At 43.7% G+C, this 13,439-nt stretch carries 9 protein-coding genes and 1 pseudogene; 6 read left to right on the forward strand and 4 right to left on the reverse strand.

Annotated features, from left to right (window positions below; all coding sequences use genetic code 11):
• Together BLV86_RS18075 and tnpA are read right to left on the reverse strand one after the other, a co-directional pair.
• Window positions 1-359, reverse strand: a pseudogene (locus tag BLV86_RS18075) (IS200/IS605 family accessory protein TnpB-related protein); the annotation flags it as partial.
• Window positions 359-787 (reverse strand): IS200/IS605 family transposase, encoded by a 429-nt coding sequence (gene tnpA, locus BLV86_RS02705; RefSeq protein WP_090815027.1) that lies wholly within the window; start codon window positions 785-787, stop codon window positions 359-361. The gene tnpA and the pseudogene BLV86_RS18075, both read right to left, overlap by 1 nt.
• Window positions 788-1,281: 494 nt before the next feature.
• On the opposite strand from tnpA, the gene BLV86_RS02710 reads away from it, so the two are divergent.
• The 4 genes from BLV86_RS02710 (at window position 1,282) to BLV86_RS02725 (ending at window position 6,521) form a co-directional block, all read left to right on the forward strand.
• The gene (locus BLV86_RS02710; protein WP_090815028.1) at window positions 1,282-3,369 is read left to right on the forward strand and encodes an FAD-dependent oxidoreductase; all 2,088 of its coding nucleotides are present in this window, start codon (window positions 1,282-1,284) and stop codon (window positions 3,367-3,369) included.
• Between the two features lie 151 nt (window positions 3,370-3,520).
• Window positions 3,521-4,477, forward strand: a complete 957-nt coding sequence (locus tag BLV86_RS02715) for an FKBP-type peptidyl-prolyl cis-trans isomerase (protein ID WP_090815029.1) — start codon at window positions 3,521-3,523, stop codon at window positions 4,475-4,477.
• Window positions 4,478-4,711: 234 nt separating this feature from the next.
• Complete coding sequence (locus BLV86_RS02720) at window positions 4,712-5,083, forward strand: hypothetical protein (protein ID WP_090815030.1); 372 nt, start codon at window positions 4,712-4,714, stop codon at window positions 5,081-5,083.
• Window positions 5,084-5,174: 91 nt separating this feature from the next.
• Window positions 5,175-6,521: an anti-sigma-I factor RsgI family protein gene (locus BLV86_RS02725; protein ID WP_090815031.1), complete on the forward strand. Its 1,347-nt coding sequence runs from the start codon at window positions 5,175-5,177 to the stop codon at window positions 6,519-6,521.
• Window positions 6,522-6,664: 143 nt separating this feature from the next.
• Here BLV86_RS02725 and BLV86_RS02730 read toward each other — a convergent pair whose 3' ends face one another.
• A complete protein-coding gene (locus BLV86_RS02730; protein WP_090815032.1) occupies window positions 6,665-7,792 on the reverse strand; it encodes a GGDEF domain-containing protein in 1,128 nt (375 codons plus the stop codon).
• Between the two features lie 219 nt (window positions 7,793-8,011).
• Window positions 8,012-8,755 carry a MurR/RpiR family transcriptional regulator gene (locus BLV86_RS02735; RefSeq protein WP_175456417.1) on the reverse strand — a complete coding sequence of 248 codons (744 nt, stop codon included), beginning with the start codon at window positions 8,753-8,755 and terminating at the stop codon, window positions 8,012-8,014.
• A 150-nt stretch (window positions 8,756-8,905) separates the two neighbouring features.
• On the opposite strand from BLV86_RS02735, the gene BLV86_RS02740 reads away from it, so the two are divergent.
• Both BLV86_RS02740 and BLV86_RS02745 read left to right on the forward strand, forming a co-directional pair.
• Window positions 8,906-10,921, forward strand: coding sequence for a flavocytochrome c (locus tag BLV86_RS02740; RefSeq protein ID WP_242873218.1), 2,016 nt, complete (start codon window positions 8,906-8,908; stop codon window positions 10,919-10,921).
• A gap of 235 nt (window positions 10,922-11,156) precedes the next feature.
• A complete protein-coding gene (locus tag BLV86_RS02745; RefSeq protein ID WP_090815034.1) occupies window positions 11,157-13,385 on the forward strand; it encodes an EAL domain-containing protein in 2,229 nt (742 codons plus the stop codon).
• The last annotated feature ends 54 nt before the right edge of the window (window positions 13,386-13,439 follow it).

A 13,439-nucleotide genomic window follows, 5' to 3' on the forward strand; every position in this document is an offset into this window, starting at 1 on the left:
GTATGAGGGATACCCGGTTTCTCGCCGACAGGATTGGCATTCCAGTTGGCAAGATTGGATTTATAGGAAGACACTTTTCCAAAAGCGGATGCAATAGCGGCTCTTCGTAAATAACATGGAAATTTATACAGGTATCCGGAAAAATCATACTTCGTTGCAGGGCGAGCCTTTGTTCTCAGAGAAACGCTTTCACAAAAGTTGACGGCATCTTTTGAATTAGAACATTTAGAAGCGTCTTTCCATTCGTTAAGGCATACATTGATATAAAAATCGACAGCACGACAATAAAGCCTTGCTGTGTCGTCGAAGGCTTTAGAGCTTTGCTTGATTCGGCTTTTATACAATGTATGGATTTTCATTAACGCTCTTTTTGTGAATTGATATAGTTTATGATCTGTTCTCTACTGCGGTCGCTTACAGTGACCACACAATATGACGGGTTCCACAGATGTCCGCCCCAAAGTTTTGTTTTGATCTCCGGATGTGAAAGGAACATCCATCTCGCAGTGTTACCTTTAAGGATCTTTAACATACGTGGGATTTCGAATTGTGGCGAACAATCCACCAGCATATGTACATGATCAGGCATTATCTCCATGGCTGTGATTGTAAATTTATAGTCTTCTGCCATGGATTGCAGATAAGCCTTGATATCATCGCTGATACCACCCGTCAGAACTTTACGTCTGTACTTGGTACACCAGACAATATGATACTGCAAGGAATAAATGTAACCCCTACCATATGTCAGGTCATTTTTGTTCGGTAAATCAAATATATTATCCATACGTTTATGATACCATATGTATAAAGAAATCGCAACTTCCCAACAAAAAAGCCGCCTAACTCACGACTAAAGTCACGAGAATGCGGCGGCAATTTTTCAAGGCATTGGCAAAGGGTGTGACAAATGCCCTGAATCCGGGAGTTGTAAGGGCATCTTCAGAAAAGTTTCTCTGCAGCCTTACTGTAGTTCATCTCCGAACACAGAGTCTGGAATATAATTATCTGCTGGATGGTCATGGATTTCTCCTGTCAATCAAAACGCAAGCAGAACTTGCAGTATATCTAAAGAATACTTACTTTTAGTAATGCTGTAAAGATGGTATCGTCCATATAAATAACAAGGGACAGAATTCCACCGGGGACGTTTCTCACCGGCGAAAACTGTCCCAGGTGGAATTCTACAGAAATGCTCGAAGGAGTATATGTAGAACATAGAAAAAAGACAGCGAGTTATTGTAGCGGGAAAATAAAACAGGTTTAATGTAGGAGGAAATCATGGCAAAGAATATTGTATCAAGAAGGGACTTTGTGAAGGGACTTGGAGCAAGTCTTGCATCCATTGCGGTTGCGGGACTTTACGGCTGTACAAATCAGGATGTGCCGTCTGCGGAATCCACGGCTTCGGCGACTACGGAAGCGGCCTCTTCAGTGGCTGCAGCGGCGGCAGAGACATTGGCAGAAACAGAGCTTGCAAAGGAAGCGCTTAATGCTGCGACTAAGTCACTCAGCTATACCCCGGGAACTTATGAAGCTGTTGCAAGAGGCATGGCAAGTGACGTGAAGGTTATCATGACCTTTGATGCACAGAGCATTACCGATATAAAGATTGATGTGTCCGGTGAGACAGAGAATATCGGTGCAGCTATCGGGGATGAAATGTCCGGGAAGGTGATGGCTGCTCAGGGCGCAGACATTGACGGTGTTTCAGGTGCCACAGTTACCAGCAACGCTATAAAGACTGCGGTTCTTGACTGTATGTCTCAGGCTTCCGGTCAGGAAATCACTCTTTCGGATGTTGCTACGGAAGGTAGTGCACAGGACTGGCTTGGAGAAGCACCGGAAGTAGCAGAGTTCGATATAAAGGAAACCGTTGACTGTGAGGTTCTGGTTGTGGGAGCAGGCTCCTCGGGACTTTTTGCTGCGGCAGCTGCGGCTGAGAAGGGTGCAAAAACCATCCTTATCGAGAAGTTTGAGCATGATAAGGCTTCCGGAATCCGTGACACTATGGCTGCCTGCGATTCAACAGAGCAGAAGGAGGACGGTCACAATGTCGATAAGAATGAGGCTATCAAGTATATCTGTGACTGGAGCCAGGGGTATGCAAAGCGTGATATCGTAAAGGTATGGGCGGACCGTTCCGGTGAGACCATGGACTGGTTCAGGGATGTGCTCAATCAGGGCGGCATGGAGTTCCGTCATGAGTTTGATGATGACAGTCTTCCGTCAAACTACAAGTTCCTTGAGGTAGGCCACAGCGTTCAGTATGACGATACCTATTATGAGCAGCAGACCATGGATAAGGTTCTCGAGTATGCAGAGGCTAAGGGTCTTGAAACCAGATATCAGGTCAATATGATAAAGCTTGAAAAGAATGATGCCGGTCGTGTAACAGGTCTCATCGCAACCGATAAGGACGGAAATTATGTTCGTTACAATGCTTCCAAGGGCGTTATCATCGCAACCGGAGGATACAGTGCAGATGAGGATATGCTGAGACAGCTTCAGCCCTGGACTCTGGAACAGACATGTGTGAACTATTCAAAACCGGGAGCTAAGGGCAGCGGAATCAAGGCTTGTCTCTGGGCAGGTGCGGTAATGGATACCACACATACATCCATGATTTTTGAGCGTGGTGCCATCAAGCCTGATGAAGTTGGTAAGGCAGGAGAGCCCACAAGAGGTGCGCTTTTCTGGATGGGATCTCAGCCCTTCCTTAAAGTAAATCTTAACGGACAGCGTTTCATGAATGAGTCACAGCCCTATGACTATATCATGCATCAGGCAGCTCAGGAGCCATTCCACACCTACTGTGAAGTTTGGGACAGTAAGTATACAGAGGACTGCCGGAGATTTGAGACTCACGGATGCAGCAGACTTTACGAGCACAAGAACGGAACAGCTCCTGTATTCACCATGGATATGGTAGTGGATATGAATGAGGGTCTTATCAATGACGGTTTCATCGTTAAGGCTGATACTATAGAAGAGCTTGCTGAAAAGCTTGGAATCCCGACTGATAACTTTAAAGCTACCGTGGATCGCTACAATGAACTCTTTGAAAAGGGTGAGGACGAGGATTACGGAAAGGAAGGCTTCAGACTTTCTTCCATGAAGGAGGCTCCTTTCTACGGTGTTCGTCAGGCCGGAGGATATCTCATCTGTTCTCTTGACGGTATCAAAGTTGACCGGAACATGCATGCTCTCGGTCAGGACTTTAAACCAATCGAAGGTCTCTTTGTTGTCGGTAATGATGCCGGCGGATATTACAATGGCAGCTATCCAAATTACCTCGCCGGAACTCAGGCAGGAAGAATCGCAACCTTCGGAAGACTTGCAGGACAGCTCGCAGCTGAAGGAAAATAATTTTTTTAGAAGATTTGCAGGGGAACACCGAAGGAGAAATTCGGTGTTCCTTATTTTGTAATAACAGGGTATCAGATAATACTTTCAAATAATGGATAAATACTTTATACTTTGAAAATGTTCATATATTAAAGAGAAAATGAGGTATCAAATGAAGATAGCAGTAACTTATGAGGATGGTCAGGTGTTCCAGCATTTTGGAAAGACCAAAGAGTTTAAGCTCTATACGGTAGAGGATGGAAAGGTTGTTTCAAGTGAAATTCTTGGATCCGGCACAGCAGGACATGAGGCTCTTGCAGGTGTACTGAAGGATGCTAAGGTTGAAACATTAATCTGCGGTGGACTCGGAGGTGGTGCACAGGCTGCTCTTGCAGAAATGGGCATCAAGGTTATTTCGGGAGCAGCCGGAAATACAGATGAAGCTGTTGAGGAGTACCTTGCAGGAAATCTGGTTTCCCAGGGTGTAAACTGTGACCATCATGGGGAAGATCACCATCACGGTGAAGGCCATCATTGCGGACATCATTATCATAATGAAGAGAGTGAAGAAGCAAGTGGCTGCGGCTGTGGACACCACGATGAAGAAGGATGTGACTGCGGAGATGATTGTGAAGGCGATTGCGGTGGATGTGGCGGCGGATGCTGCGGCGGTAGTCGTGAAATGAGCATCATTTACGAGGGTAAGAATGCCGGTAAGTCAGTAAGCGTTCACTACACAGGAACCCTTGACGACGGAAGCAAGTTTGATTCATCTTATGACCGCAATCAGCCATTATCCTTTATTGCCGGTGTCGGCATGATGATCCCTGGATTTGACATGGCAGTAGTGGATATGGAAGTCGGAGAAAGCAGAAGCATTCACATCGAGCCTGCAGATGCATACGGCGAGTACAACGAAAAGAAGTTAGTCACCATAAATGTTTCGGAAATTCCCGGAGCTGAGAGCCTTGAGATCGGACAGGATGTAATGCTCATGAACGAAATGGGAATGCGTTTCCCGGTTACAGTAAAAGAGAAGACTCCAGAGACTGTTACATTCGACGGTAACCATAGACTTGCGGGAAAAGCGCTGAATTTCGACATTACACTGTTGGAAGTGGCTGAATAATGATTAATGAAAAAGAATACTATTGTATTCACCCGCGGCGGATAATGATCTGCCGCGGGCTTTTTTTCTCAAAATTTTAATAGTAATTTATTATCGATTACACATGCGTTAACTCGTTACATATTGAAAGTATTGTAATGTATTTCAGTTGACGGGTATATATTGTATACTTGTAGTAGTTTTGTTAATGAATCTGAACATACGGGGGCGTGACCTGCAAGTCACACGGGAATTATGACGGACGAAAACATTGAAACAAAAGAAAATGAAAAGTTGATAAAGAATGAGATAGAAAAGGTTCAGGCGCTGCTGGAGCCCTATGGCTTTTCTTTTTTTGAGCTTGCTGTCTGTTTTCCGAAGGGAGCCAAGGCTAAGGGGGCTGTCGCCGATTCGGTGGCAGTACTGGTTGAAAATCCAGCCTTCTTTTCCATGATGAGATCAAATCTCGAGCTTCCAATGAAGGAGCTTGTAAAATACAGTGGAGCGCCAAGGAAGATTATCGAGAAACACAGGAAATATATCATTGCGGCGGCGGAGATACTGAACGGAGAGTTTCCGGAGCTTGGAGAATATTTTTCATATATCAGTAAAGTTATCAGGAAATAACCGATAATACTATAAATCTGTTTCGGGAAAATACGGATTGGATATATGAATGAAATGTTTAAATGACATAGAAAACAGGAAGTGATGATACATGAAAGCAGTAGTTCTGGAAGTTAAAAACGGTAAGGCGGCGGTTCTCAAGAAGAACGGTGACATTATCAGAATAAAACAGAATGAGTTACAGGCGGGGGATACCATCGATATTGTCGGGACCACCCGCGGTACAGGAGCCGGACCGATTGCGGCAGAGATATTGAAACGTCTCGTGGCAGCAGCATTTATGGTGGTGGTTCTGACCTTTGTGGTCTGGTATACCTACAACGCGGCATTTGCGGTTTCCTATGTGTCTGTGGATGTAAATCCATCACTGGAGTTCTCATTAAACCGTTTTAACCGAGTTATAAAGGTTTATTCGGTAAACGACGAAGCCATCACCTTGGAAAAAGAACTGGAAACAAAACATCTTATAGGTAATACTCTGGGGCAGGCGCTCAAAAAGACAGTCGAGGTTATGGAGGAGCAGGGGCTTTTTGCTGATTCAAAAAACAATGCGACATCAGGAACGGGCAAAGGTGATACAGCAGGGAAAGAAGCGACCAAAGATAAAATATCCGGGAACGGGAAAAATACATCGACAGCATGTATCCTTCTCAATGTCTCGGGATCGGAACCTGAAAGAACCGGGCTGCTTGTAGATGAGATAAAAGAAAGTCTCAATGAAATTTCAGGAATGACCAATGTGACTACCAATTCGGACAGCAACGGAACCGGCAGCAGTTATTATCTGATAAACACGGCTGATCTTACAGAACATAATATGGCGTCCAATCTTTCGATATCCACGGGAAGGTATCAGGCGATACGTACCGTTGAGGCAAGAAATTCCGTCAGAACATCCGATAAGACGGATACAGCGGCGGTAGAAAAAAGAGCGTCAGAGATACAGATTGACAAGAGTCTTGCGGAACGCTATAAGGAGGCATCCGTAGAGGATCTCATGAAGGGCGTCGGTGCCGTAAAGGGTACGTACAAGGCACCCGAATTAAAGAAAGATGACGGCAAGGTATCCATCAGTAACCTTGACATCCAGTATGAGACTCATGAATCTGTTGAAGGCTTTGAGCCGGAGACGGTTCCCGAAATGTATGATGTAAACGGAAACCTCATTACAGGTGACTGGGCTGAGATGGAAACATTACCGGAACAGTCTTTCGGTGAAGATCCGATAGAAGCTGCGGCAGAGATAAATGAAGGATATAATGCAGATTCAGAAGGCAATGACGTTCCCGCAGGTTCTGCAGGAAATGAAAATGCCTATGAGTTCGGTCCTTCAAGAGGAGATACTTCTGTCACTGTTCCTGAAACAACAGTTGACCAGGGAACTATATCCCCGGGACCCCAGGTTCCCGTTGGTCCGTGGATGCAGATTCCATATTAAACTGAGATAAAAATTAATTTATAAAAAATTGCGCCGCCAGTTGAATCCGGAATATTGGATTTGCAAGTAAAACTCAGCCGGGTATAGGTAAGCCGGAGTCAATTGGCTCAGGTCTGTCTATACCCGGCTGAGTTGTTACCGGTTCATACTGGATTTCTTACGTTTTCTATCCCTTTTATCGCGGTTTTGTTTTCATACATCAGGACATCCGCACGGTTAACGGCATCGAATACATCTTCCGAAGCATTTTTTGTGATTATACCGTAAGCAAAAGACATATTAAATATGCCGTATTTTTCATCGGTATCCTTGCGCTTTTGGAGTTCTTCCAAAATGGATTTGCATTTTGTTAAGTCTTGTCCAAGAAATACAAACTCATCACCGCCGGTTCGGTATAACCGTCCATAAGGTTCCAGTGCATCAGCTATGGTGCAGGCATTGGCCCTGAGATACTGGTCTCCGCTGTCGTGACCGAGACTGTCGTTTACAACCTTCAGATTATTGAGGTCTATGCTTGCGACCACCATATCTTCCTTGCCTGAGTTTTCAAGGGCAAAGTTTTTATAGGCTGTACGGTTTGGCAAACCTGTAACCGGATCACGTTTCAGGTCGAGGTTCAGGAACATGTAGTAAGTAAAGTTAAGACCTATAGCCATCAATATAGGTATGATCTCGCCCTGATAGGAAAAATCATAAAATATCACACCGGTAATGATCAAAGCCAGAAGCTGCTGCGCAGTGAGACGTTCGGTTCTTGTTGTACGGTATTTACCTACGATTATGGAAAGGATTGTTGGTGAATAGATGATCAGGCACAGAATAGGGCGTAACCACCAGAGAGGTCCTTCTATATATTCACCTTCAGGGGTTACGCTGAAATATACCGGATATATTAAATTCAGGAACATTTCCACAGCATAGATAACAGCCAGTAAGCCAACGAGCCTGCCCTTGGTGGAATTGAAAAACCTGACCTTAGTGCACTTTATAAAAAGGAATGGCATGATCATCACGCCCAAATAGATCAAAGTATAACACCATTCAAGAAACTGTTTATGTCCCCGACCATAAACACAATGTACAACGTTGGTTATGATCGATAAGATAATGATCTCAATTGAGCATAAGATGATTCCGCTTTTTATGGTTTTTTGTATTGTATGATCAGACTTCAGCTGGATCAGTAAAAACACAATGGTCAGGATGGCAATCCAACAATTGAAGTTTAAATAACTGACGGCATATTCTATTGTTTCTCTTAAATTTGCCATGCTTTACACTCCAAAAGGAAAAATTTTTTCATAAACAAACATGTCATTATCGGCTTTCCTGAATATGAGCCATTTAAAATACAATGATACCAATATTGCAGAGATTATCTTTTGGAGAGAATCAAAACCCATGCAATAGAGCGTGGAAAATCATTGGATTTTCATAGTTTAATTGACTTTTAAAAGTTGTCGAGAGCCAGGCGGTAAGATCTGGCTCTTTTATTTTTGCCTCAAAATATATGTCAGCATTTCCACGAATGCTATCATGACTGTCTGCTGGTCAACGGCCATGAAATTGTTTGAGATGTTCGGTAAGAGAAGAATATTTGGAATAGGAGTATGTTTGGTTCTTTCAATATTACAGGTTACAAGCCAGAGCTTATCTGTTATGGATGAGATTTCCTCAATTATGCGCTGGTAGCTTTTCATATCGTGATAGACGCTGAAAATGATAACTGTTGTGTCTGAATCTACCAGCTTTTCGGAATGCTCATAGCTCAGAAGATCCGAGGCAACAAGGCAGGGGATGCCAAGGTCTGTGAGATTCATCCGGAATTTATCGCAAACTATCTTATTTCTGTATCGTCCAAAACACATAACTTTATCAGATGAAAGTATGTCAGTTGAAAGCTTGTTTAGTCCATCACCACATGCCTCCGGTATAGACATTATGGCATCGGAAAAGGAGCTTGCGATTTTTTGAAGAGGATTGTCGGAAGCTGACTGTGCACTTTCGGAACGGAGCCAGGCATCCATTTCATATTTGAAATCCTTATAGCCGTTAAAACCCAGTCGTTTGCAAAATCTCAGCATGGCTGAAGTAGAGACGTCGGCAAAACCCGCTATCTGTGTGATGGTGAAGGTGTGTATGAGGTCAGGATTTTTAATGATCATCTGATAGAGTTTCTGTTCATTCGAGGTGTAGGAATCCTTAAATTGATGCATTTTTTCTATGATATTCATTAATCTGCTCCTGCATTTATAAAAAAAACATAACGTTGTCAATAATATATCAAAAACCCGTTGCATTATCTATAGCCGGATGATAATATTGCCACAGAAAACCGTATCTAATTGACAAAATTGTCAAAATGAACTGAGAGGTAAAAAATTATGAAAAAACTAGAACTGGGTAGGAAGATTACTTCAGTGGTTATGGCAGGTGCCATGACAGCAACAGCACTTGCAGGTTGTGCGGGAAACACACCTACTGCAACAACTGCAGCACAGGCAGAAACAACTGCAGCTGCAACAGAAGCAGCAACAGAAGCTCCGGCAGCAGAGGGAGGAGCGGTTTCAGGAACATTTACAGGATCAGCACCTGGAATCCACGGTGACAGCAACCCTGTAACAGTAACATTGACACTTGAAGACGGAAAGATCGCTGACGTTAAGATCGAAGGTCCGGGAGAGACAGACGGTATCGGATCAAAGCCTATCGCAGATTTCCCTGAGAAGATGATCGCAGGAAACACAATTCAGGTTGATGCTGTTTCCGGTGCAACCATCACATCAGATGCTATCGTTAAGGCAGCTACAGCAGCTCTTGCAGAGGCAGGACTTAAGCCTGAAGACCTTGATTCAATAGAAATCGATGCAGCAGTTGAGCCTCAAGAGGATATGACCATCGAAACAGATATAGTTGTAGTTGGTATGGGTGGCGCAGGTATGACAGCAGCCATCACAGCAGCTGACGCAGGTAAGAAGGTAGTTATCCTTGAGTCACAGGTAATGGGCGGTGGAAACACTGTTCGTTCAACAGGTGGCCTCAATGCTGCAGGCACAGAATACCAGAGCAAGAATGAGTTTACAGAGGGTGACGGTGTTGAGAAGACTCTCAAGACAGCTGCTACGGATTGGGCTGATAACAAGACTATCACAGAGCTTGCTGCAACAGTTCAGCAGCAGTGGGATGCTTACCAGGCTTCACCTGAAGGATATTTCGATTCTCCTGAGCTTATGGCTCTCGATACAATCATCGGCGGACACGGAATCAACGATCCTGAGCTTGTTGATACACTTACAAAGAATTCAGCAGGTGCTATCACATGGCTTAAGGAGCACAACGCAGAGCTTTCATCTGTTGGTGCTGCCGGCGGTGCTTCAGTTAAGCGTATCCACAGACCTGTAGATGCAGAAGGCAAGACACTTTCAGTCGGAGCATTCATCGTACCTGCTCTTACAAAGAACGTTGAGGAGAGAGACGGTATCGAGGTTTACTACAATACAACAGCTAACAAGATCATCATGGAAGACGGCAAGGCAGTTGGTGTCGTTGCAGAAGGTGAGACCGGAAATGAGATCACTGTAAATGCCAAGGCTGTAGTTCTTGCAACCGGTGGTTTCGGTGCAAACCAGGAGATGGTTGAAGAGCTTAAACCTGATCTCAAGGGCTTCTGCTCAACCAATGCTGACGGTGCTCTTGGCCAGGGTATCAAGATGGCACAGGCTGAAGATGTTAATGCTGACGTAGTTGATCTTGATCAGATCCAGATCCATCCTACAGTTCATATTGATGAGGGCGGCAATGCACACCTTATCACAGAGGGTGTTCGTGGTGACGGTGCTATCCTTGTAAACAACGAAGGAAAACGTTTCTACGATGAAGTTGCAACAAGAGATAAGGTTTCTGCAGCTGAGATCGAGCAGACAAATGGTACTGCATGGCTTATCCTTGATCAGAAGATGATCGATGGTTCAAAGGTATATAAGGGCTACCTTGATTCCGGTTACGGCTATACAGGTGAGACTTATGAGGAGCTTGCAGAGGCTATCGGTATCCCTGCAGATGCATTCAAGGAGACAATGGAAGGCTGGGCTAAGATCTGGGCTGACAAGAAGGATGAAGAGTTCGGACGTACATCATTCTCTAATGAGAACGACCTTGCAACAGCACCTTACTATGCAATCCTTGTAACTCCCGGTATCCATCACACAATGGGTGGTCTTAAGATCAATACTAATTCAGAAGTTATCAACAAGTCAGGCGAAGTTATCCCTGGTCTTTTCGCAGCCGGTGAGGTTACCGGAGGCGTTCACGGCGGAAACCGTCTTGGCGGAACTGCTGTAACTGATATCATCGTATTTGGTCAGATCGCAGGAAACAGCGCTGTAGAGTATGTTGGATAATAATAAAAAATAATAAAGTGATCTACACTTTTGATGGCGGTCGGGTTATCCCGGCCGCCTTTTTATATCCCATCGGGAATTCCACCTGGGACGGATGTGAATATGCGACTGAAAAATTGTTTTCCAAATGTAAGTATATCGTTTCTTTTGAGTTTACTGATGTGAATGATTTATATAAAATTATCTTAGGCCGATAATCAATGTATAGGGCAATGAAAAAGGAAGGTATGCTGATTTGAGAACGAATAGAAACCATAATCTGATACTGGCTTCAATTGTGTGTCTTTTTGTTGTCTTTTGTTTTACCTTTGGGGCTTTAGCAGACCAGACCACAGTTAACAAAGAGGTTCTAACGGTGTGTGTACCTGTTGATCGATGTCCGGTATTCTATCTCGATGATAATAAAGAGGTGATAGGTATCGGTGCTGATCTTATGAGGGCGGTAGCGGATAAAGCAGGATTCGAGGTTGAGTTCAGGGTTATGAAGGAAAAGACTCTTAAGGATGCCCTGGACAATGAGGAGTATGACATTCTTATACCCTTTGGCAGCGCCATAAAAAGTTCTTCAGGTCAGAGCAGCATAGTTTCCGACAACCTGATGCAGACCCCCTTCACTATAGTCACAGTAAATCACCGAAATATTACATCTTTAAATAAAATTAAGGTGGGAATGCTTAAATCCCAGGGTGGTGTGGCTGAAACCATAAGCCAGATGTATCCCGGAATGGAGATCAATCTCTATGAAAAGATAGATGACTGTGTTAAAGTCCTTCGTAAAGGTGAAGTTGATGCTCTTCTTCACAATTCCTATGTATGGAGTTACGTCCTTCAGAAGCCTTCTTACAAAGACCTTTCTGCGCAGACATCAACCATATTCTCCATGGATTTCAGAGTGGGTACGAGAGATACGGCTGAAGGCTATGACATTATAAAACGACTTAATCAGGGAATTGACGGACTTCCGGATACCGTCAGACAGGGTATCGTACTTGATTACACTTCCCGTAAGTTATATCAGTATAACTTTTTTGATTATATCGATGAGTATAGAGTTGTCCTGCTTCTTGGTTCATTACTGTTTATATCTTTACTCATTATCACACAGCAGAAATACCGTTCTTTTAAACTACAGCAGGAGCAGAAGATGCGCGAGCTTATCGACCATGACCCCCTTACGGGAGCGCTCAGTATCAATGGTTTCAGAAAAAAGGTTGTGGAGATTCTGAGAAATAATCCTGACACTAAGTATATTCTTTCTTACAACAATATCAGGGATTTCAAGTATATAAATGACCGCTTCGGTAAAGAAGCAGGTGATGAGCTTCTGACCTTCTGGGCTAAAAAATCCATGGAGGTAATGGAAGATGATGAAGCTATAGGTCGAATGGAAGGAGACCACTTTGTTGTTCTGAGACACGCAGGTGGAAATACGCAGCTTAAGAAAGATGAAAATGATGTAATCAATCATATAAGAGATTTCTTTATAAACAGAAATCATGATAATAAGGTCAGAATCTGCAGCGGAATTTATGTGCTTACACCTGAAGATTACAGGAATCCCGATGTTGATCATATGATTGATTTTGCGAGAGTAGCTGAGAAAAAGGTCAAAGAGAACCTTAAAGAGAGCTATGGCTTCTATAATCCCGATCAGTGGGAAAAGGGAATGAGATCTGCGGACATCATCGGAAATCTTCCGTTAGCAATCGGCTCCGGTGAGATACAGGTATGGTATCAGCCTCAGGTTAACTTTGAAACCGGAAAAATCATAGGAGCAGAGGCTCTGTGCCGATGGAATCATTCCAAGCTCGGCTGGATAAGCCCCGGGGAGTTTATTCCTGTTCTTGAAGAGTCCGGATTGGTTTATGATCTTGATTGTTTTGTTTGGGAAAAGGTGTGTCAGGATCTTCAGAGATGGAACGGGCAGGGAATCCACAGAACTGTATCTGTAAACGTCTCAAGAAGTGATATCAAGGAACAGGTTGATATCCCTAATCACTTTAAAGAGCTGATAACAACCTACGGTCTGACGCCGGATCAGATTCATATAGAAATAACCGAGACTGCCTATGCAGAGGACTCCGCTCTTATCATTGATGCATCAAGGCGATTAAGGGAATATGGATTTGAAGTTGAAATGGACGATTTCGGTAGCGGATATTCAGCGCTTCGTATGCTGAAGGAAATACCGGTTGACCGTATAAAACTTGATTTCCGTTTCCTTACTGCAAACGGTGACCCGGAAAAAGGAAGAATCATCGTTTCCTATATGATAAAGATGGTCAATGACCTCGGCATGAAGCTTATCTCTGAAGGTGTAGAGGAGTTATCCCAGGCAAAGTTCCTTCAGGAAAATGGATGTTCAGAAATGCAGGGATACTATTTCTGTAAGCCGCTTCCGGTGGAGGATTTTGAAAAGTTCAGTGAAGAGACGATAACCGGGTTGTTGAAAAAAGAAGGTTAAGTGCGTGAACTTAGACAGCTATAAAAAAATTTATTAAGATTTTTTATGGATTTA

It is taken from the genome of Oribacterium sp. KHPX15, assembly GCF_900107835.1.
Lineage (GTDB): Bacteria > Bacillota > Clostridia > Lachnospirales > Lachnospiraceae > Oribacterium.

What these genes read in the sequence shown, in the direction of transcription:
- BLV86_RS02740 (WP_242873218.1), top strand. Translation starts at nt 8,906, where the DNA reads ATGAAAAAACTAGAACTGGGTAGGAAGATTACTTCAGTGGTTATGGCA.
- BLV86_RS02735 (WP_175456417.1), bottom strand. Translation starts at nt 8,755, where the DNA reads ATGAATATCATAGAAAAAATGCATCAATTTAAGGATTCCTACACCTCG.
- BLV86_RS02720 (WP_090815030.1), top strand. Translation starts at nt 4,712, where the DNA reads ATGACGGACGAAAACATTGAAACAAAAGAAAATGAAAAGTTGATAAAG.
- BLV86_RS02730 (WP_090815032.1), bottom strand. Translation starts at nt 7,792, where the DNA reads ATGGCAAATTTAAGAGAAACAATAGAATATGCCGTCAGTTATTTAAAC.
- tnpA (WP_090815027.1), bottom strand. Translation starts at nt 787, where the DNA reads ATGGATAATATATTTGATTTACCGAACAAAAATGACCTGACATATGGT.
- BLV86_RS02715 (WP_090815029.1), top strand. Translation starts at nt 3,521, where the DNA reads ATGAAGATAGCAGTAACTTATGAGGATGGTCAGGTGTTCCAGCATTTT.
- BLV86_RS02725 (WP_090815031.1), top strand. Translation starts at nt 5,175, where the DNA reads ATGAAAGCAGTAGTTCTGGAAGTTAAAAACGGTAAGGCGGCGGTTCTC.
- BLV86_RS02710 (WP_090815028.1), top strand. Translation starts at nt 1,282, where the DNA reads ATGGCAAAGAATATTGTATCAAGAAGGGACTTTGTGAAGGGACTTGGA.